The following is a 20,370-nucleotide window of genomic DNA, read 5'->3' as shown; positions in this document are numbered from 1 at the left end:
CGGCCTAGTGCAGAATGAATTCGCCCTTCAATGCCCGCCACTCGGTTGCGGATATCAGCTTGCGATGAACATATCGCACCGAATGGAGCGGTCCGTCCAACTTCTCCTGCCAGAACTTCAGGAAGCCGCGCATTTCCGGGAAGTTCGGGGCGAGGTCATAGTCCTGCCAGATATAGGTCTGGAGAAATTGAGGATGATCGGGCAGGCGGTACAAGATCTGCGCCGTCGTCAACCCATAGCCTTGCAGCTGCTTTTGCATGTCTTCGTGCATGAGGTCTCACTTTCCGTTCCCATTTTTTGTTCGTGACTCAGGGTCACAAGGATATGGAAACAGCTCATAGTAAACCCAAGCTTTACAAAAGTGTCGTAAAAGAAATTTTCATCATGAAAATCAATGTGTTAGCAGCGCATGCGGGCGAGTGCTGCCAAGTGAGCAGGCGGCGCTTAAGACGCCGCTGCTGCATCAGCGCTTGAGGTGCCGTGTCAGTTGCCCTTCCATCCGGGCCCAACCGTTACGCATGAGCTCAACGATCGCCAGATAGAAGATCGCCGCCCAGAGATAGGTCTGGTAATCATAGGTGCGCGAGAAAGCGTAGCGCGTTTCGCCCATCAGATCGTAGACGGTGATGATCGACACCGTAGCCGAGCTCTTGATCAGCAGGATGATCTCGTTGCCGTAGGGACGCAGAGCGACGATAAGCGCCTGGGGAATGATGATCTTGCGGAAGGCGATCCACGTATGGATGCCTAGAGAGTTTGCAGCCTCCCGCTGGCCGCTCGGTACGCTCTGGACGGCGCCGCGGACGATTTCCGTCTGATAGGCGGCCGTATTCAGCGTCATGGCGAAGACGCCGCAATAGAATGGATCCTTGAAGAACCACCAGAGGCCGATATCCTCGAAGAGCCAGCGAAAGCTCGGGAAGCCGTAATAGACCATGAATATCTGCGCCAGCAGCGGCGTGCCGCGGAAAAGATAGACATAGCAGTAGGTGAGGGTGCTCAGGATCTTGTTTTTCGACATGCGGGCGAATGCCAGCGGTATCGACAGGATCGCCCCGAGTATGAAGGACATGCCGACCAGCTTGACGGTGATCCAGAGGCCGTGGAGAAGCCGCGGTCCATAGGTATCAAGCTTCTCGACGTCCCAGTTGGTCACGATCATCGCCAGCAGCGAAATGCCGAGAAGGCTCCAGAGCGTCAGGAAGAAATAGCCGGCGATGCGGGACTTCGATAGCTTTCTGATTGTCTTGGGCGGTGCCGGTTGCGCCGCGATCAGGATTTCGGCATGGCTCATCGACGAACCTCCGCACGTTTGGCCCATCGATCGAGATAGAAGAGGCCGATAGAGGACGTGACGGCCAGCGTCAGATAGAACAGGCAGGCGATTGAATAGAAGGTGAAGGGCGCCTTCGTGGCGCGCACGGCGATACCCGTCTGCCGGATGATGTCGGCAAGACCGATGATCGAGACGTAGGACGTGTCCTTCAGCAGGTTCATCCAGAGGTTTCCGAGGTTCGGAAGCGAGATGCGAACAAGCTGCGGCAGAATGATCAGCCGCATGGTACGGACGCGATGGAAGCCGAGTGCGTCGCCCGCCTCGTATTGACCTTTCGGAATTGCCTTGAAAGCGGATACCAGCACTTCCGAGCAATAGGCCGAGAAGACGATCGCCAATGCAAACATGCCGGCGGCAAAGGCATTGATCTCGATGGGTCCGTTATAGCCAAATCTGGCAAGGACCGATTGCAGCAGGATCTGCATGCCGTAGTAGATGATGAAAAGCGTCAGCAGCTCCGGCAGGCCGCGGAAAATCGTGGTGAAGACACCCGCCGCGAGCCGTAGCGACTTCTCCTCCGATTGTTGCGCCAGCGCGACGAAGAAGCCGATGACCAGACCGAGCGGCAGTGTCAGGACCGCAACGGCAATGGTAACCTTCAGACCGCCGGCGAGTTCATCGCCCCAGCCCGTATCGCCGCAGGCGAGCATCGTATTCTGGCCGAACACAGTGAACAAACCGGCCGGACCACACAACGGGTCGAAAATCGTACTCAGCCAGGTCCACAAGGAACCCAGCGCGGAAAACAATCCGCTCATGCCGTATTTCCCCTAGCGGCTTTTGCCGCGTTTCTGCTTATATTATTCTCGTTGTCAAACAAAAACGGCGGAAGAGCAAGCTTCCGCCGTCGTCTTTTCCAAGGGAATCGACGGGCGATCAGTCGCCGTAAACGTCGAAATCGAAGTATTTGTCCTGAATCTTCTTGTAGGTGCCGTCAGCACGGATCGCCGCGATGGCGGCGTTGAACTTGTCCTTGAGAGCCGTATCGCCCTTGCGAACGGCGATACCCGCACCGGCGCCGTTGATGACCGGATCGATCTTCAGCGTGCCGAGCATCTTGCAGCAGGCGCCCGCATCCGACTTGACCCATTCGGAGAGCACGACAACGTCGTCGATGGCGGCATCGATGCGGCCGTTGCCGAGGTCGAGCTTGTATTCGTCAGCCGACGGATAGAGCTTCAGTTCGGCATCCTTGAGATGGGCGGAGGCGTAGTTGGCGTGCGTCGTCGAGGACTGGGCACCAATGGACTTGCCCTTCAGGGCTTCGTCTGTCGGTTCCTTGATGGTCGAATCCTTCGGCACGGCGATCGCCGGCGGCGTATTGTAGTACTTGTTGGTGAAGTCGACGATCTTCTCGCGCTCCGGCGTGATCGACATGGAGGAGACAATTGCGTCGAACTTCTTGGCCTGGAGGGCCGGAATGATGCCGTCGAAATCCTGGTTCACGAAGGTGCACTTGACCTTCATCTGATCGCAAAGCGCATTGGCTATATCGATATCGAAGCCGACGAACTTGCCGCCGGCATCGAGCGATTCGAACGGCGGGTAGGTGGCGTCCGTGCCGATGACGATCGTGTCGCCGTCCGCAAGCGCCGCGCCGGCGAGAAGCGACATAGCGGCGAAGGACGCAGCGGCAAGAAGACGAGTGGAGATGCGCATATTGATCCTCTCTGTTGGCGGCCGGCAGCTCATTATTGTTGATTGGCGTCCGGCTCGAGTGGAGCGGGTGGGTGACCCGCCTTGCGGCGATATTCGTACTTTTTTTTTGAAAATTGCAACTGGAATTACGAGGATGATCGTTGCCGTGCGATCCCGAGGCAATGCGAAAGCGCGCGCGGGAAATCTGAATGGAAGCCGTCCGGCGCATTCAGCCAGGGTTAATTGCGGCATCCTAATAGTCCCGGAACATATAGCGGCCTGCCGCGATTCAGTCTCACGAGAACCGAAATTCGGCCTGCTTCGTGAGACATCACGTCGCCCGCTGAGAGATTCGCAATTCGGCGAACAAAGATCATAAGAGGAGACCCATATGGGTAAGCGATCCAGACTATTTGCCAGTGCCGCGTTTCCGTTGCTTTCGCTATCGCTCGCATTCGAGCCGGCGGCGGCTGCGGCACTGCGCGAGCAGCCCGTCGCGCCATTGACCAATGACATTGCCGGCGTCGTCGCGGGTGGTGGCAATGCGAGCATCGAGGTCGCGCAGCAGGCGGCGCCTGCGGCCCAACCGGACGAAGAACAGCTCAAGCACAAGAAGCCTGGCGAGGGCGGCCAGGGCGAACCGCAAGGCCAGAAGCATGAAGGCGGCGCGGAACAGAAGCCGCCGAAGCAGCAGCCGGAAGCGCAGCCGCCGAAAGCGGAACATCAGCAGCCGGCACAGCAGGAACAGCCCAAGGCTGAACACAAGCAGCCGGCCGAAGCACCGCAGGCGCAGCCCGAAGCCAAGCCGCAGCCCAAGGCTGCAGCGCCGGAGCCGGCACCTGCGACACAGCAGCAAAAGCAGAATGCCCAGCAGCCGGCAAAGCAGCCTGAAGCAAAGCCGCCTGAGGCGGCACCGCAGCCAAAGGCAGAGCATAAGCAGCCTGCCGCCGAACAGCCGCAGGGCCAGCCCGCGCCGAAGGCGCAGCAGCCAGCCCCGGCTCAGAAGGCCGCTCCTGCCGCTGGTGAGCCGCAGAATCAGCAGGCTCAACCCGAAAAGCAGGTGCAGCCTGAACAGAAAGCCCCTCCCAAGCAACAGATCCAATCCGAGGCTCCGGCGCAGCAGCCGGCCGAGCAGCCGCTAGCACCTGCCGGCCAGCCTCCGAAGGGTCATAAGACTCAGCCGGGGACACAGGTACAGCCTGAAACCCAACCCGGAACGCAGGTAGCACCCGGCGCGGAGCAGGGGCAAAAGCCGGCCGGAGACAAGACGCACGGCAAGCAGCCGCAGAATCAGCAGCAGGGCGAACAGCCGGCGGCTAATCCGCAGCAGCCGGCTCAGAAGACCGAGCCCCAGGGGCAGCAGGGTCAGGAGCAAAACCAGGCCGCACCGCAGCCCGGCAAGCAGCAACCGAATAAGGCCGCTGAGACGCCGGCACAGGGCACTGCAACACCTGCTCCGGCGAATGGCAGTGCAACGCCTGCGCCTGCCAATGGCAATGCCGCACCCGCGCCGGCCAATGGTAGCGCACAGCAAGGTGCCGAGATCCAGCTGCCTCCGGCAGAACAAATCTCGCCGCAGGACCTGGAGCGCCGCAAGAAGATTGCGGAAGATCCAGCCTCTGCGAAGGGCCCCGTCATCCTGCCTGTTCAAAACGGCAGTGCTGTTCTGGACAGCCAGAAGGATGCGGTTCGCCGCGGCGAGCATCTGAACGGTGGGCAGAATCCCGGCGCTCCGGGTGCCCAGGGTCAGAAGGGGCAGGGCCAGAACGGGCAGGCGCAGAATGCCCCTGCACAGCAGCCGCCGGAGGCCTATACGAAGCCACCGACCTCTGACGCCGAGGCGCAGCGCGCGGCTCCTGGCGGCCAGCCGCAACCGCCCGTCAAGATGGAAGCCGTGACCAGCGAGCAGGGTCGCCGGATCGATCGCCGGCCGGACTTTGCCTCGCCGCAGGGAACGGCGGTGCAAACCATCATCAATCAGGACAATCGCACGATCGTGAACGTCGACAACAACTACGTCGTTCGCCATGACGATACTGATCGCTTCGTTCGCGGCGGTGAGCGGCCCACCTATGAGCAGTTGCCCAGGGATCGTTATCGCGAGACGATCGACCAGCCGGACGGCGATCGCGTCATCACCATCCGCAACCGCTATGGTGACATCATCCAGCGGTCCCGCATCGATGCCAGCGGCCGGGAATATGTTCTGTTCTACTCGCCTGAGCTCGAGCAGCAGCCCGACCACGACAACTATTTCCGCGATCCGGGCGACGACCTGCCGCCGATGCGCCTGCTCATTCCGCTGAGCCAGTACATCATCGACACGGCGTCCAACCGCAACGCGGATTACTACGACTTCCTGCGCGAACCGCCGGTCGAGCCGGTCGAGCGGATCTATTCGGTCAACGAAGTGCGGTATTCGGCCCGCATCCGTGACAAGATCCGTCGTATCGATCTCGACACGATCACCTTCGCAACGGGCAGCGCCGACATTCCGATGTCGCAAGCCAGCTCGCTGCGGGGTGTTGCCGACGGGATATCGCAGATCGTCAAGCGGGATCCGACCGAGACCTTCCTCATCGAAGGCCATACGGATGCTGTCGGCTCGGCAGAAAGCAATCTGATCCTGTCTGACCGCCGTGCGGAATCGGTCGCCAATGTGCTCAGCGATGTCTATGGCATCCCGGCTGAGAACCTGGTCACCCAGGGCTACGGAGAGCAGTATCTCAAGGTGAACACGCTCGGACCGTCGCAGGAGAACCGCCGCGTCACCATCCGCCGCATCACGCCGCTGGTGCGTCCGGTCGCGTCCAACCGTTAAGTCGGATTCGAGCCAATTTACGAGGCCGCCGGGAAACCGGCGGCCTTTTATTTTGCCGGCTCATCAAGGCCGACCGTTGCGGCAATGAAATCGGCGATTGCCAGCGTGTCGTCGAGGTCGAAGACTTCGAGCGAACCCGCATCCTCCAGAGGATGGTCGGCGGCGATGGCGACGATATGGGGGTCGTGTGCTGCGAGCGGCTCCCGGTTGACGGCCTCGAGGCGGCGTGCCTCGATCTTCGGGATGGGCTCGCGCTTGTAGCCCTCGATCAGCACGAGGTCGCAGGGAGCGAGACGCGCCAGTATTTCCTCGAAGCTTGGTTCAGGCGCGCCGCGCAATTCGTGCATGATGGCATAACGCGTGCCTGAGACGATGGTGACCTCGTGCGCTCCGGCCTCGCGATGGCGAAAACTGTCGGCGCCCACCTTGTCGATATCGAAGTCATGATGCGCATGCTTGATGGTCGAGATCCTGTAACCGCGCCGGGTGAATTCGGTGACCAGGCGCACCGCAAGTCCGGTCTTGCCGGAATTCTTCCAGCCTGCAATGCCGAAGATCTTCGGTCGGAGTGTTGTCATGAGATGCCTTCCAGTGCGGCGAGCCATTTCTCCGCTTCGATCAGATCGGTTGGAGTGTTGACGTTGAAGAAGGGGTCGAGAGGACCGATCGTCGTTTCGACCGCGGGGAATTTCACCGTTCGGACGTCATGGCGTGCGAGAAAATCTCTGACGCGCCGTTTCGGGTCCGAGACGATCCACGTCTCGAGATCGGCGGTGGCGGAGACGGGCCAGAGACCGAAAGTGGGATGGTCACGGTCGAACGATGTGGCGATCGCAATGTCGTCGCGGCCTTGAATGGCATCCGCCAGCCGCGCGATCAGATCGAGCGGGAAGAAGGGGCTGTCTATGGGGACAGTGGCAACATGCGAAACCTGCGGATAGCGCAGCGCCGTATCCCGCATGGCGGTGAGCACGCCTGCCAGCGGCCCGAGCTTGCCGGGAATCCCGTCCGGGACAAGCGTCAACCCCAGCGTGTCGGGCCAATCAGGATCGGCGTTGAGCGCGACGGGCTTTCTTTGTCGCTGCGTGATTCGTGTCGAGATACGGGCGAGAAGGCTTTCTCCACCCAATAAGACAAACGCCTTGTTCACACCCATGCGGCTCGACCGGCCCCCTGCGAGCAGGACGACTGGGATATCGTCGGCATTGGCGATGAAGCCGGACATGATTGCGACCTCAGGCGGGAACGCGGGGCTCTGATTCCTGCGCGACGCGCTCGGCGGCCCGCCGTTTGTTTTCCCGATAGAATGTATAGATGCCGGAGGCGATGACAATCGCGGCACCGATGATGGCCCAACTGTCAGGCATCTCGCCGAAGACGAGCAGGCCCAGCAAGGCGGACCAGATGAGGCTCAGATAGCGGAAGGGCGCGACGAAGGAGATTTCGCCGGTGCGCATCGCGAGGATGACAGCCTGATAGCCGATCAGCACGAGAATGGATGCGAGCAGGATCTGGAGGAGAGACGTGATGCTTACAGGCTGCCAGCCGCCGAGCGGAACGATGCAGAAGGCACCGAAGACGGAAATGGAGATTGCGGTACATACCGTGACCATCAGCGACGGCACGTCCTTGCTGATGCAGCGTGTCGAGAGGTCGCGGGCGGCCGTCGCAAACATGCAGGCGATGGCGAGGAGCGCCCCCGTGGTAAAGCCCTCCGGGCCGGGCCGGATGATGACCAGGACGCCGAGGAAGCCGACCGTAATTGCCGCCCATCGCCGCCATCCCACAGGCTCTTTCAGAAACACCACCGCACCGAGCGTCACCGCCAGAGGCACGGCCTGCTGAATGGCCGAGGCATTGGCGATCGGCATCATCCCGAGTGCGGTGATGTAGGTTGCCGCGGCAATGGCTTCGCAGGCGATGCGCAGAGCGATCATCGGCTGCAGAATGACTTTCCAGGAACGTAGCGCACCCATTCTGCGGGCGAGGAGATAGACGAGGAAGGCCGTAAACAAGCCGCGGATGAAGATGATTTCGCCGGCGTTCATCGAGACGATAACCGTTTTGGACAGGGCGTCGCTGCTGCAGAAGCCGGCCATGGATGCGGCCATGAAAAGTGCGCCCTGCATATTCTTGGTCAGTCGCATGAAAAAACGAGTCTCCGGATTGTCAGTCTGGATTAGCGCCGTTTTCAGCAAATTGTAATCGCTTGTCTTTTCATGGTGGCGGAATTCGATTGTGCGCTGCAGCGCAATTGTCGCCGAGAGGAATGGTATTTTCGCGCAGCAGTCGTAAAATGATGCGTCGGTTGTATTTTTTTGCATATACGGCAGGGTTTTAGGCGTGCGATTAATTCTTATTCAATCTTATTTCCCGAGGCTCGCAGCGGTTTTGCATGAGGCAGAAGCACCTACCGCAGCGCAGCAGGAATGACGATCCCGCCTTCGCCGTCGACTTAGATAATCCAGTTGGGGCGCCGCATGTTTTTCATTGACCGTCTTCTGCAAAGCCGCCGAATTGTGACCAAGGTTCTCATCTTCGTGGTGCCGCTGGTGGTCCTCATCGCCGGCGTCGGCCTGGTCGGCTATCACACGGCGAATATTCTGAACGGCCACATGACCGTGACGCGTGCGACGATCGAAAACATCAGCGATTTCGAGAATTTGCAGGCTGCCCTCCAGGAGTTCACGGGAGCGCCGTCCGCCGACACGCGTCAGGCGCTCGCCGACAAGATCGATGCGCAGGAGCAGGGCGTGCACCGGCTGAGCGGCCTGCTCAGCGACGATCAGCGCGCCAAGATCGTTCCTGTCAGCGATCTTGCGGCTAAGATGCGCACCCAGGAAGCAACGCTCTGGGCGATCCGGCAGAAGCAGGACAGCGATGTCGAGGCAATCCGCAAGGCAGTGCAGGGTGTGGAAGCCACCGGCAAGGCCGCTGCCAAGCAGATCGATATCATCCGCAAGGATTTCAGCGACAAGGAAACCTTCGCCAAGGAGCTGCTTTACGATGCCGCGGCCTATAAGGGGTTGTCGGAGAAGATGAGCAATCTGCGCATCCAGGTGCAGATGGCGGCCGACTCCACGGAAGAGGTCTCGGATGCGCGCACCTATGCCGACGCCATTCTGAAGCAGGTGGGGGTATCCAAGGCGTTGGTCTCCAAGCGCGGCGCCGGCCTTGTCAATAACGCCTCCGATGCCGCCGACAAGCTCGATGCCGTATTGAAGAGTTCCGACACGCCCGATCAGAAGGTCGAGGCGATGGGGCCGATCCTGCAGAGCTTCGTCAAGATCGAAGGCGACATGACGCTGCAGTCGGCCAAGAACAGCGACACTGCCGCTGGTCGCTTCGTCAGCCTCGACAAGATCATCGACGGTCAGAAGGAGCTTCTGGATCATGTCGATGAAGCGCTTGGGATCACCGACCGCCTGACATTGCACGCATCGCGCATGGAAAATGTCCGCGATGCCGCGTCGCGCGAGCCTGTCATGGCCGATCTCAAGGATCTCCAGGTCGCGGCTGAGAAGATTTCGGCGCTCGGCCAGACCAATGCGACGATGCGCGATTTTGCGGCCCATATGCAGCCCTTGATCGACAGCCTGACGAACGGATCGGCCGACCTGCTGCAGACCGCAGCCGACTGGAAGACGACACGCGTCCAATCCAACCAGCTGCTGGCCGATGCGATGACATCGCTTCGCAGTTTCGTCGCCCAGGCGCAGGAACTCGGCAAGGAAGACAGCGAGCGCTCCGCCAATGTTTCCGTGATCGCGATGATCCTTGGCACGCTGCTTGCCATCGTCGGCGGCCTGATGCTGGTGGAAACCCTGCGCGGACCGCTGAAGCGCGTCACCGAGATCATGACACGGCTTGCGAGCGGCGATCTGGAGGTAGCGATCGACGGACGCAATCGCGGCGACGAGATCGGCGACATGGTGCGTTCCGTCAGCGTCTTCCGGGACGCTGCATTGGAGAACGTCCGGTTGGAGCGGGAAGCGGAGAGCGCCCGGGCGCTTTCGGAGGAGGAGGCTACCCGTCGTGCCGCCGAGCGTGCCCGCATCGAAGCCGAGCAGAAGCAGGCCTTGAACGCGCTGGCGGATGTTCTTGCCAAGCTTGCCGACGGCAATCTGGAAGAAAGCATGCGCGAAGACCTTTCCGCTGATTTCGTCGAAATGGCCTTCACCTACAATCATGCCATCGAAGCCCTGCGCGAAACCCTGACGGATGTCCGTTACACGGCGGAAGAGATCAAGGGCGGCACCGGCAATCTTGCCACGTCGGCCGACGATCTGGCGCGCCGCACCGAACAGCAGGCGGCAGCCCTCGAGGAAAGCTCGCGGGCGCTGCACCGCCTGAGCGATGTCGTGCGCTCCACGGCGGACCGCGCGCGGCAGACGGCGACGTCGGTCAACGAGACGCAGGCCTATGCGAGCCAGTCCGGTGAAGTGGTCGCCAAGGCTGTCGGCGCGATGAGCGAGATCAACCGTTCGTCCGAGAAGATCGCTACCATCATCGGCGTTATCGATGAAATCGCCTTCCAGACCAATCTTCTGGCGCTGAACGCAGGCGTCGAGGCGGCGCGTGCCGGCGAGGCAGGCCGCGGCTTTGCCGTGGTGGCTCAGGAAGTGCGCGAGCTGGCACAACGCTGCGCCAATGCGGCAAAGGAAATCAAGGGCCTGATATCGGCCAGTTCCTCCCAGGTGCAGAATGGCGTTCGCCTCGTCGAGCAGACTGGTGCGGCATTGACGGAGATCATCAGCCATGTCACCGGCGTGCAGAGGCTGGTGGCCGATATTTCTTCGGCCACCACCGAACAGTCGACCAGCATCGAGGAAGTGACCCGAGCCGTCGCCGAAGTGGAGCTGATCACGCAGCGGAATGCAGCGATGGTCGAGGAGAACAATGCCGAGATCCACGGTCTGCGCCAGCGTGTCGACACGCTGTCCGAAAAGATCGATCGCTTCCGCACGGGGGACGGCGATGTGGGCTACGGACACCATGGTCCCACAGCGGTCACGCACTATCGTGCGGCCTGAAGTATTACATTAGTAGAATATCATAACTATTTGAAAAGCGCCGGCCAATGAGCCGGCGCTTTTCGATTGGGCTAAAACCTAAACAGGGCTGTGATCACAGCAAGCCCGGGGACAGCCGGACTTGCTCTTCACGCCAGCGCTGCCAGCGGCGCCGCAATTCGCCCGATCGCATGCCGATAGGTTCTTTAAGTATCTCGGCGGCGACAATCCGGTCAGTGCGGAAATGGCGGAAACCCTGTCGCAGCTCGCACCAAGCGACCAGCAGGCTGCTCGTCTCGGCATAGCCGAGGATCACCGGCCACACTGTTCGCTCGGTCTCCTCGCTTGCCTCGGAGCTGTAGCGGAGCCGCAGTTTCATGCCGTGACGGATTGCCGATCTGAGCAGCGACCCATCGACACGCTCTTCCGGCTTGCCGCTGGTCGGTCTTGCGCCGACGGTCGGCTCGACGATGAAGGGGCGCAGGCGCTCGGGAACAACAGCGGCGATCTTCGCGACCACATCGCGCGCCGCGTTGGCGAGCACCTTGTCGGAATGGCCCGCGACCCACTGCGCGCCCAGCACCACCGCCTCCAGTTCGTCGGGCGCCAGCATCAGCGGCGGCATGTCGTAGCTTGCGGCAAGCAGATAGCCCAGCCCTGCCTCGCCTTCGATTGGAACCCGTTGGCCTATCAGATCGGCCACGTCGCGATAAACCGTGCGCTTCGAGACCTCCAGCTCTGCAGCCAGCGCGTTTGCGGTCACCGGTCGGGTCGATCGGCGGAGAATCTGGATGATCTGAAACAGTCGGTCGGCACGGCGCATCGCATACTTACTCCTGCTGACAGTATGGTGGCAGCAGGGTTATGCGACAAGGGGTTCTGCAGAGCCGCAAAGGCTTTGTATGCAAGCAAAAGGACCAGCTATGAAGTTCGCTTCCACCCGTATCATCGCGGCTGACATAAGGGCCATGGTCGCCTTCTATGAAATGATTACCGGGCTCCAGGCCGAATGGCTGGCCCCGGTCTTTGCCGAGATCCAGACGTCAGCGGCAACGTTGGCCATCGGCGCTGTCGAAACCGTTGCTCTTTGGAAAGAGGGAAGCGCCGAGCCCGGCGCCAATCGCACCGCCTGCATCGAATTCCAGGTCGCGGACATCGACGCCGAATACGAGCGCCTGAAGGACAAGGTTCCTCTAGTACACGAGCTGAAGATGATGCCCTGGGGCAATAAGACCTTTCAGTTCCGCGACCCGGAGGGAACCGCAGTCTCGCTGTACATGCCGGCGACCGATGCGGCGAAAAAGCGCTTTGCGTCCCGCTAGTCGTGCTTGGCGAAGCGCGATCGGATCACCGGCTCCAAATGGAGCGTTTCACCATCGGCAGGTATCAGCAGGCGCGATGGATCGATACCGGCTGTATCCGCTGCCTGGCGAAGGTCTTGTCGCGTTATCGTCGCATGGTCTAGCGCTTCCATATGGGTTGCGACGACGATTGCTTGCGGGGCGAGGCGGCTGAGCGCGACCGTCTGCTCCGCATCCATGACGATAAGATCGCCGTCCCAGCGCGCGCCGCAGGAATGGGTGATGATGACGTCGGGGGAGACCTGCTGGATCGTCTCGGCAACCGGCGGGTAGAGCACGGTATCGCCTGCCCAATAGACGGTGGGTTCGCCGGCAGCCTCCAGCGTGAAGCCGATAACATGTCCCATTTTCTCCACGACCGGGCCGAGACCGTGGCTGCCTTGCCGCGGCGTGATCGTTATCCCTTGCCAGACCGTAGTCTCGTTCTGGGGTCTAACATCAGCGAATCCGGTTTCCCTGATAGAGCCTTCGTCGCCAGGCTGGCAGAGGAGCGGCAGGCCCTTCGGGACGCGTTTCTTCGCCACGGAATCGAAGTGATCGGTATGCAGGTGCGACACAATCACCAGCTCCACCCCTTGGAGAATGTCGTCGATCGCGCGGGGCAATTCCGTCATTGGATTGGGGGAGCGGCCGGTAAAGGACGGGAGACTGTGGCGCGGCGCGAAATAGGGGTCGATTAACAGCAGATGGCCGCCATAGTTGATCTTCAGCGTCGCATTGCGAATGAACTCAAGCTGCATTTTTGATTTTCTCGAGGTCGGCTAGCCGCCGGTGACGCTCATGTGGCGCGCGACAGCCGGCCGGTTATGGGTACGGTCGATGATGAAGTCATGACCTTTCGGCTTGCGGGTGATCGCTTCGTCGATCGCGGCATAAAGGAGAGCGTCATCTTCCGTCGCACGCAGCGCCGTACGCAAATCGGCGGCGTCGTTCTGTCCGAGACACATGTAGAGCGTGCCCGTGCAGGTGAGCCGCACGCGGTTGCAGCTCTCGCAGAAATTATGCGTCATCGGCGTGATGAATCCGAGTCTTCCGCCGGTTTCCTCCACCTTGACATAACGGGCCGGGCCGCCTGTATTGTAGGGGATATCGGACAGCGTGAATTGTTGCTCCAGGTCGGCGCGCAGCTGGGAGAGCGGCAGGTATTTATCGGTGCGATCCTCATCGATCTCACCCATCGGCATCGTCTCGATGACGGTCAGGTCCATGCCCCGGCCGTGGGCGAACCGCAGCAGCTCGGGAATTTCGGCCTCGTTGAAGCCCTTGAGAGCAACGGCATTGAGCTTGATCTTCAGGCCGGCTCTTTGTGCCGCGTCGATGCCCTCCATCACCTTGGCGAAATCGCCCCAACGGGTGATGCTGCGGAATTTGTCGGGGTCGAGCGTGTCGAGCGAGACGTTGATGCGCCGCACGCCACAATCGTAGAGTTCGTCGGCATGGCGGGCGAGCTGCGAACCGTTCGTCGTCAAGGTCAATTCGTCGAGCGCACCGTCACCGACATGCTTTCCGAGCTCGCGGACCAGAAACATGATGTTCTTGCGCACCAGCGGCTCGCCGCCGGTGAGCCTGATCTTGCGCACGCCCTTGGCGATGAAGGCGGAACAGAGGCGATTGAGCTCTTCGAGCGTCAACAGATCCTTCTTCGGCAGGAAGGTCATGTGCTCGGCCATGCAGTAAGTGCAGCGGAAGTCGCAGCGGTCGGTGACCGAGACGCGCAGATAGGTGACCGCCCGTCCGAAAGGGTCAACCATCGGGGACGCATCCGCCACAAGCGGCGATCCATTGCCTATCGTACCAACAATGCTATTCACACAAACCTCCATTACACTGCTAATGTGTGCATAGGCGATTGTTGCGTCAAGGAAAATGCATTTTGATTGCACTTGCGCGTGAACGAACGGCGGCATAATTCTCGAACAGGCATTGAAACGCATGGAAAAAGCGATGAGTGACGTCTGGCCGACCGAATTGAGGGTAACGAAGGACCGCCATCACCTTGTGGTGAGCTTCAACGACGGAAGGAGCTTCGATTTGCCTGCCGAGATGCTGCGGGTGTTATCGCCTTCCGCCGAAGTGCAGGGACATGGACCGGGGCAGAAGATCACCGTACCGGGCAAGCGCAATGTCGGCATCATGTCGATGACGCCAACAGGCAATTATGCGGTGCGAATCGGTTTCGACGATATGCACGATACCGGTATTTTCACCTGGCCCTATCTGCGCGAACTCGGCGAGAAGGGCGCGGAGCTCTTTGCGGCCTACGAAGCCGAACTGAAGGAAAAAGGTCTCAGCCGCGACACGGCTGCAAGGCCACATTAGCATTGGCGCATCAATGGGAAAAGGACGTAGGTAGGCATGGTCCTTGGGGGTAGGGTAAGCTGGCTTCGCGCCAAGGGCGGCAAGAACGAGAGCAAGGTCTCTTTCGTCGAGCTGTTTTTCGATCTGGTGTTCGTTTTCTCGATTTCCCAGCTTGCGCATTCCCTGGCGGAGCACTTCACGCCGCTGGGAGCCCTGGAATCCGTCATACTGATCTTTGCGGTATGGTGGGTATGGGTCTTCACGGCTTGGGTCACGAACTGGCTCGATCCCGACCGTATGCCTGTGCGCATCATGCTGTTCGTTCTGATGTTCGCCGGGCTTATACTGTCTTCCGCTATTCCCGATGCCTTTGGCGAGAAGGCGATTTTCTTTGCGGGCGCCTATGTCTTCATGCAGGTTGGCCGTTCCGTGTTTACGGTCTATGCCCTCAGGGATGTCAGCCCCGCCAATCACCGCAATTTCCTTCGCATCACTTCTTGGCTGGTCCTGTCCGGCGTCTTCTGGATCGTTGGCGCGTTGATGGAAGGCGAGATGCGGGTGGGTCTCTGGCTGGCCGCGCTCGTGATCGAATATTCAGCGCCTGCGCTCGGCTTCCGGGTTCCGGGTCTCGGCAAGTCGACGGCTGCGGATTGGGACGTATCCGGCGCGCATATCGCCGAACGCTGCGCGCTGTTCATCATCATCTGCCTCGGCGAAGCTGTCCTTCAGGCCGGCAAGACCTTTGCCGAACAGCCGGTCTCGCCTTTGATCGTCGCGGTGTTCATCACCGCTTTCGCCGGCACTGTTGCCTTGTGGTGGATTTACTTCCAGTTCGGGCATGAGCGTGCGGCCCACCGCATTGAGCATGACGACACGCCCGGCAGCCTTGCGCGGCAGGCCTTTACCTATGCGCATATCCCTATTCTTGCAGGCATCATCCTGAGCGTGGTTGGCGACGAATTCCTGTTCGCGCATCCGCACGACCAGGCCGATATGCACACCGCCGCTGCCATTCTCGGCGGCCCGGCCGTGTTCCTGATCGGAAATCTCTGGTTCAAGGGGGTGACGACCGGCCGGCCGCCACTGTCGCATCTGGTAGGCCTCGTCGGATTGGGATTGTTGCTTTTCACCTTGCCGGAGGTCGTGGTCTACCAACTCGGCATTCTCGCAACAGCCGTGCTCGTCGTCGTGGCGATCTGGGAGTTTGCGTCCCTAACAAGGGTCGTCCCGTCGGCGCGCTCGACCGGCGATCACTGATCGCCGACCGTCTCCAGAGGTTTGCTCTCGTCCTGCATCAGCAGGCTGACGATACGCTCCATATGCACAGTCATTCTCTCACACTCTTCGATAGGTGCATGCGACAGCATGCGGTCGATGAGAGCGGTTTGAATGGTCATGGCCTCTTCCGTGACGTGTCGGCCCGCCTCTGTCAGATAGAGGCGCAGAACGCGCTTGTCCTGCTTATCTCCACGGCGTTCGATCAGGCCGCGGTTTTCCATCTGCGGCAGCAGCATGCTCATGTTGGAGCGGCCGACCAGCAGCTTGCGCGCTAGCTCCTGCTGGGAGATGCCCTCGAAGCGAAACAGATTGATGAGAATGTCGAGGTGCGGCGGCTTGATGTCGAGATGCGCGAGCGCGCGACCGAGCGATTGCTGCATCAGCTGGCAGGCGCGCGCCACGGCGATCCAGCTTCGAAAACGCGGATGGTCCCAGGGAAGGGATTGATTTTTGTTCATCGTTGTACTTTATTGTTCATAGTTGAACATTTCTGGATTCCCACTATGCCATCCTTTGCGCTCAAGGTCACCCGGTCGGGATTATCCGGTCTCGGCAGGCTTTCTCCGGAGCTCGCCGGCAAGGCAGCTTTCAGGCTTTTCTGCCTGACGCCGTCGCGGCGGCCTCGCGGCTCCAAGGCCAGGGCGGCACATATGGAGGGCAGACAACGTCTTGTTACGGCCGAACAGGTCATGCTGTCCTTTCCGGGCGGCAGGGCGATGGCCTATCGTTTCAACGGAGGAGCCAAGGGGCCACGCAAGCGCTACCTTGTTGTGCATGGTTGGGGTTCCAGCAGCGAATATATGTCTGAGCTAACCGTTTTTCTGGCGAATACGGGGGCGGAAGTGGTCTCGCTCGACCTTCCAGGCCACGGCCGCTCGGCCGGACGTTTTCTCAATGTGCGCCTTGCGGTTTCCGCTATCGCGGCTGCCTCCACCCGCTTCGGTGCCCTGGATGGCGCCATCGGGCACTCCTTCGGCGGAGCGTCGCTGGCGCTTGCCTCCGCGGGCTTTCTGCCTGGGATCGAGCCGCTCCAGACGGAGAGATTGGTATTGATCGGAGCGCCGAGTGCCATGGGATGGCTGTTCAGGGATTTTGGTGAGTTGATGGGCCTTGGCCCTGCAACCCAGATGGCGTTGGAGGCGGAGGCCGGGCGTGTCACAGGGCGGGCGCTTGCCGCCTATGACGAACGGCGCGGCATTCTCAATCCAGGCATGCCGGTTCTCGTCGTCCATGCCGAGGACGACAAGGAAGTGAGTGCCGACCATGCCCGCGCCTATGCCGTCGGGGGCGGGAATGTTCGCCTCTTCTGGGCCAACGGGTTCGGGCATCGGCGCATCGTCAGCGCCGCTCCGGTGCTCGAGGCGATAAGTGCCTTTCTTTCGGAGACGGTCAAAACGGGAAATTCGCACGAGGACGGCGACGGGACGGTGCTGTCGTTTTACCGAACTCCAGTACGGCGCTTATCGTAGCAACGGGATGCGCCGCGCCGGATTCGCGCCGCCGAGCCGCTTCGGCAAACAAAACCGCCGGCGTGCCTGGGAAGGCAGCGCCGGCGGTTGGCTGGCTTCATTTCTAGTTCTTGTAGATGAGCCAACTTTTGGTGAAATCCTTCTGCATGCTTTCCTGGTAGACATTGCTGCAGTTGCGGCCGGCATTCTTGGCGCAATAGAGTGCGAGATCGGCCTTCTTGTAGAGCTCGCCGGGCTCCGAAGCTTCGGAACCCATGCAGATGCCGAGCGATATGGTGATCGGACCGTAGTCGATCTTCGTTCGTGAATTCTTGAACGGCGTCGTTCCCAGGGCGCGGCGGATCCGCTCGGAAATCGCCGTGACCTCTTCCACCGTGGTGCCTTCCAGAATCAGTGCGAACTCCTCGCCGCCGACGCGAGCCACGAAGACATCACGCTGGACATTGGCGCGGAGAATAGAGGCGACGGTGGCAAGGATCTTGTCGCCGACCGGGTGGCCGTGGGTATCGTTGATCTTCTTGAAATGATCGATGTCGGCCAGCACGAGCGCCGTCGTCGGACGGGTCAGCCGGTTGCCGAAGACGGAGGCCAGGCGATCCTCGAAGGCGCGGCGGTTGGAAAGCCGCGTCAGCGCGTCGGTATTGGCGATGCGCTTGTATTCGTCCAGTTCCTTGCGAACCTCATCCATTTCCTGGCTGCGCTGCGCGACGTTCTCAACGGTTTTTTCGCCCTGAGCCATGGTGTCACCGGTCGCGACCGTGAGCATATCGATGGCGTTGCGCAGCAGGTCAGCGCTGTTGTTGCTTCTGGAGGTTATGCGTTCGGTGGTTTCGCCGAGCAGCCGGTTGTAGCTTTCGAGCGTGGCCTGCTCCTGCCGCAGCGCGCGAAGGATGGCGTCCAGCTCCGTGGTCAGGCGTACGTGCGCGTCATCGAAGATACGGCCCGCATGGACGGAGAAATACTTGGCCCCGATCGCGTCCAATTCCTCCTGCGTGGCGCTGCTCCCGAGAGCGGCCAGCTCACGGGTCAGAGTAGGATTGGATCCGATATAGGCCTCGTAGAATAGCTCGTAATTGCGCGGAATAGCTGCGACCCCCATGGATCGCATGGCGTAGGTAATCTGCCCTGCCACGTCGGGAGTTTGCGCCCTCGGCGCAATCGCCGTACTCATCGGTGAGCTCCGTTATATGTCAACTAAATCACTATTTTTACTTATACCAAGATTCTTTGAAAAATATTAAGAGGATGACCGTGGAAATTCATTCGCAAATATAGATTTATTCAAATGTTTTATAGCTAAAGCATTTTTTACTAAGGAAGGCGCCAGTGGCGCCTTCCTTGGACCCGGATTGCCTAGATATTGTTACCCTAGGTTGAGCTCCTGAAAGAAGTCGTTGCCCTTGTCGTCGATGACGATGAAGGCGGGGAAATCCTGAACCTCGATTTTCCAGACGGCTTCCATGCCAAGTTCGGGATATTCCAGCACCTCGACCTTCTTGATGCAATCCTGAGCCAGGCGCGCAGCCGGACCGCCGATCGAGCCGAGATAGAATCCGCCATGCGTCTTGCAGGCCTCGCGCACGGCGCGCGAACGGTTGCCCTTGGCGAGCATGATCATCGAACCGCCGAACGACTGGAACTGATCGACATAGCTGTCCATGCGGCCTGCCGTCGTCGGACCGAAGGAGCCGGATGCGTAGCCGGCGGGCGTCTTGGCCGGGCCGGCATAGTAGACCGGATGGTTCTTCAGATATTCGGGCATGCCTTCGCCTTTTTCCAGGCGTTCGCGGATCTTCGCATGCGCCAGGTCGCGCGCCACGATGATGGTGCCGGTCAAGGACAGGCGTGTCTTGACCGGATGCTGCGACAGCTCGGAAAGGACATCGGTCATCGGCCTGTTGAGATCGATGCGAACCGTCGATTCGGAAAGCTTCGCCTCGTCGATCTCAGGCATATATTTCGACGGATCGGTCTCAAGCTGCTCGATGAAGATGCCGTCGCGGGTGATCTTGCCCTTGGCCTGACGGTCGGCTGAGCAGGAGACACCGAGACCGATCGGCAGCGAGGCGCCGTGGCGGGGCAGGCGGATGACGCGGACATCGTGGCAGAAATACTTGCCGCCGAACTGCGCGCCAACGCCGAGGCTCTGCGTGAGCTTGTGGATTTCCTTTTCCATTTCGATATCCCGGAAGGCGTGCCCGCTTTCGGAGCCCTCCGTGGGAAGACAGTCCAGGTAGCGTGTCGAGGCAAGCTTGACCGTCTTGAGGGTCATCTCGGCCGATGTGCCGCCGATGACGATGGCGAGATGATACGGAGGACAGGCCGCCGTGCCGAGCGTCAGGATCTTCTCCTTGAGGAAGTCCAGCATGCGGTCGTGCGTCAGCAGCGATGGCGTGCCTTGATAAAGGAAGGTCTTGTTGGCCGAACCGCCGCCCTTGGCCACGAAGAGAAATTCGTAGGCGTCGGTGCCTTCCTCATAGATATCGATCTGCGCCGGCAGGTTGTTCTTGGTGTTCTTTTCCTCGAACATCTTGATAGGGGCGAGCTGCGAATAGCGCAGGTTCTTCTTCTCGTAGGCGTCGAGCACGCCCTTGGCCAGCGCACTGCTGTCGCCGCCTTCGGTCCAGACGCGGCGGCCTTTCTTGCCCATGATGATCGCGGTGCCCGTATCCTGGCACATGGGCAGCACGCCGCCGGCGGCGATGTTGGCGTTCTTCAACAGATCATAGGCCACGAAACGATCGTTGTCGGTCGCTTCCGGGTCTTCGAGGATTGACGCCAATTGTTTCAGATGGCCCGGGCGCAGCAGATGGTTGATATCGGCGAAGGCTGTCTCGGCTAGCAGCCGGATGCCTTCCGGATCGACGGTCAGGATTTCCTGGCCCTTGAATGCGTCGACGGCGACGTAATCGCTGGAAATCTTGCGGTAGGGGGTCGTGTCGTCGCCGAGTGGAAATAGATCGTCAGCCATTTGGGAAACCTTTCAAGCCGGATGGCGGAAGAAGATGTTTGGAAACGATCTAGATCCGGCTCGAACCAAAAGCAATTGCTTGGCTGCCGCTAAGGAGTTTCAAAGCAGCAGATCGTCGATGGAAAGATGCGCAGGTCGGGTGGGTCCTCCCGTGCCGAGACCTTTTGCCCGGCCTCTCACCCTGGC

Annotated in this window: 19 protein-coding genes; 6 read left to right on the top strand and 13 right to left on the bottom strand. The window is 60.4% G+C overall.

Features of this window, described 5'->3' with window-relative positions; genetic code table 11:
- Positions 1–4: 4 nt before the first annotated feature.
- From FHT29_RS14045 to FHT29_RS14030, 4 genes are all read right to left on the bottom strand, one after another.
- Positions 5–271, bottom strand: coding sequence for an aspartate-semialdehyde dehydrogenase (locus tag FHT29_RS14045; RefSeq protein WP_034504707.1), 267 nt, complete (start codon positions 269–271; stop codon positions 5–7).
- Positions 272–463: 192 nt separating this feature from the next.
- Positions 464–1,294: an ABC transporter permease gene (locus FHT29_RS14040; protein WP_037202483.1), complete on the bottom strand. Its 831-nt coding sequence runs from the start codon at positions 1,292–1,294 to the stop codon at positions 464–466.
- Entirely contained in the window at positions 1,291–2,094 is an 804-nt protein-coding gene (locus tag FHT29_RS14035; RefSeq protein WP_037202482.1) for an ABC transporter permease, read from the bottom strand. The genes FHT29_RS14040 and FHT29_RS14035 overlap by 4 nt, the downstream gene beginning before the upstream one ends.
- A gap of 118 nt (positions 2,095–2,212) precedes the next feature.
- Positions 2,213–2,995 carry an ABC transporter substrate-binding protein gene (locus FHT29_RS14030; RefSeq protein WP_037202481.1) on the bottom strand — a complete coding sequence of 261 codons (783 nt, stop codon included), beginning with the start codon at positions 2,993–2,995 and terminating at the stop codon, positions 2,213–2,215.
- A 370-nt stretch (positions 2,996–3,365) separates the two neighbouring features.
- Between FHT29_RS14030 and FHT29_RS14025 the strand changes: the two genes are divergently transcribed.
- Positions 3,366–5,795, top strand: a complete 2,430-nt coding sequence (locus FHT29_RS14025; RefSeq protein ID WP_168599764.1) for an OmpA family protein — start codon at positions 3,366–3,368, stop codon at positions 5,793–5,795.
- A gap of 47 nt (positions 5,796–5,842) precedes the next feature.
- Here the strand turns inward: FHT29_RS14025 and mobB are convergent, their stop codons facing one another.
- The 3 genes from mobB to FHT29_RS14010 are packed head-to-tail and all read right to left on the bottom strand — an operon-like array spanning position 5,843 to position 7,942.
- Positions 5,843–6,373, bottom strand: coding sequence for a molybdopterin-guanine dinucleotide biosynthesis protein B (mobB, locus tag FHT29_RS14020; protein WP_168599763.1), 531 nt, complete (start codon positions 6,371–6,373; stop codon positions 5,843–5,845).
- Positions 6,370–7,020: a molybdenum cofactor guanylyltransferase MobA gene (gene mobA, locus FHT29_RS14015; RefSeq protein ID WP_168599762.1), complete on the bottom strand. Its 651-nt coding sequence runs from the start codon at positions 7,018–7,020 to the stop codon at positions 6,370–6,372. The genes mobB and mobA overlap by 4 nt, the downstream gene beginning before the upstream one ends.
- Before the next feature lie 10 nt (positions 7,021–7,030).
- Positions 7,031–7,942, bottom strand: a complete 912-nt coding sequence (locus tag FHT29_RS14010) for a DMT family transporter (RefSeq protein ID WP_168599761.1) — start codon at positions 7,940–7,942, stop codon at positions 7,031–7,033.
- Between the two features lie 333 nt (positions 7,943–8,275).
- Here FHT29_RS14010 and FHT29_RS14005 point away from each other — a divergent pair, with 333 nt between their 5' ends.
- Positions 8,276–10,828 (top strand): methyl-accepting chemotaxis protein, encoded by a 2,553-nt coding sequence (locus tag FHT29_RS14005; protein WP_168599760.1) that lies wholly within the window; start codon positions 8,276–8,278, stop codon positions 10,826–10,828.
- Positions 10,829–10,922: 94 nt separating this feature from the next.
- Here the strand turns inward: FHT29_RS14005 and FHT29_RS14000 are convergent, their stop codons facing one another.
- On the bottom strand, positions 10,923–11,630 hold the full coding sequence (locus FHT29_RS14000) for a YafY family protein (protein WP_047556538.1): 708 nt from the start codon (positions 11,628–11,630) through the stop codon (positions 10,923–10,925).
- A 100-nt stretch (positions 11,631–11,730) separates the two neighbouring features.
- On the opposite strand from FHT29_RS14000, the gene FHT29_RS13995 reads away from it, so the two are divergent.
- Positions 11,731–12,129: a VOC family protein gene (locus tag FHT29_RS13995; RefSeq protein WP_168599759.1), complete on the top strand. Its 399-nt coding sequence runs from the start codon at positions 11,731–11,733 to the stop codon at positions 12,127–12,129.
- On the opposite strand, the gene FHT29_RS13990 is transcribed toward FHT29_RS13995, so the two are convergent.
- A complete protein-coding gene (locus tag FHT29_RS13990; RefSeq protein WP_047638275.1) occupies positions 12,126–12,908 on the bottom strand; it encodes an MBL fold metallo-hydrolase in 783 nt (260 codons plus the stop codon). The two genes, FHT29_RS13995 and FHT29_RS13990, sit on opposite strands and share 4 nt — an antisense overlap.
- A gap of 21 nt (positions 12,909–12,929) precedes the next feature.
- A complete protein-coding gene (gene moaA / locus FHT29_RS13985; protein WP_047638337.1) occupies positions 12,930–13,979 on the bottom strand; it encodes a GTP 3',8-cyclase MoaA in 1,050 nt (349 codons plus the stop codon).
- A 133-nt stretch (positions 13,980–14,112) separates the two neighbouring features.
- On the opposite strand from moaA, the gene FHT29_RS13980 reads away from it, so the two are divergent.
- Both FHT29_RS13980 and FHT29_RS13975 read left to right on the top strand, forming a co-directional pair.
- Positions 14,113–14,487 (top strand): DUF971 domain-containing protein, encoded by a 375-nt coding sequence (locus FHT29_RS13980; protein WP_047638336.1) that lies wholly within the window; start codon positions 14,113–14,115, stop codon positions 14,485–14,487.
- Positions 14,488–14,523: 36 nt separating this feature from the next.
- Positions 14,524–15,723 (top strand): low temperature requirement protein A, encoded by a 1,200-nt coding sequence (locus FHT29_RS13975; RefSeq protein ID WP_168599758.1) that lies wholly within the window; start codon positions 14,524–14,526, stop codon positions 15,721–15,723.
- On the opposite strand, the gene FHT29_RS13970 is transcribed toward FHT29_RS13975, so the two are convergent.
- Positions 15,717–16,202 carry a MarR family winged helix-turn-helix transcriptional regulator gene (locus FHT29_RS13970; protein ID WP_168599757.1) on the bottom strand — a complete coding sequence of 162 codons (486 nt, stop codon included), beginning with the start codon at positions 16,200–16,202 and terminating at the stop codon, positions 15,717–15,719. The genes FHT29_RS13975 and FHT29_RS13970 overlap by 7 nt on opposite strands.
- A 45-nt stretch (positions 16,203–16,247) precedes the next feature.
- Between FHT29_RS13970 and FHT29_RS13965 the strand changes: the two genes are divergently transcribed.
- Positions 16,248–17,213 carry an alpha/beta fold hydrolase gene (locus FHT29_RS13965; RefSeq protein WP_047556546.1) on the top strand — a complete coding sequence of 322 codons (966 nt, stop codon included), beginning with the start codon at positions 16,248–16,250 and terminating at the stop codon, positions 17,211–17,213.
- A 103-nt stretch (positions 17,214–17,316) separates the two neighbouring features.
- Here FHT29_RS13965 and FHT29_RS13960 read toward each other — a convergent pair whose 3' ends face one another.
- Both FHT29_RS13960 and FHT29_RS13955 read right to left on the bottom strand, forming a co-directional pair.
- Positions 17,317–18,384, bottom strand: a complete 1,068-nt coding sequence (locus tag FHT29_RS13960) for a GGDEF domain-containing protein (RefSeq protein ID WP_037202454.1) — start codon at positions 18,382–18,384, stop codon at positions 17,317–17,319.
- 192 nt (positions 18,385–18,576) lie between these two features.
- A complete protein-coding gene (locus FHT29_RS13955) occupies positions 18,577–20,184 on the bottom strand; it encodes a fumarate hydratase (RefSeq protein ID WP_047556548.1) in 1,608 nt (535 codons plus the stop codon).
- Positions 20,185–20,370 lie beyond the last annotated feature (186 nt).

Source organism: Rhizobium sp. SG741 (assembly GCF_012275435.1).
GTDB classification, from domain to species: Bacteria; Pseudomonadota; Alphaproteobacteria; order Rhizobiales; family Rhizobiaceae; genus Rhizobium; species Rhizobium lusitanum.
Note: the sequence above shows the minus strand (reverse complement) of the source record. Positions and strands in the feature narration are given on the sequence as shown.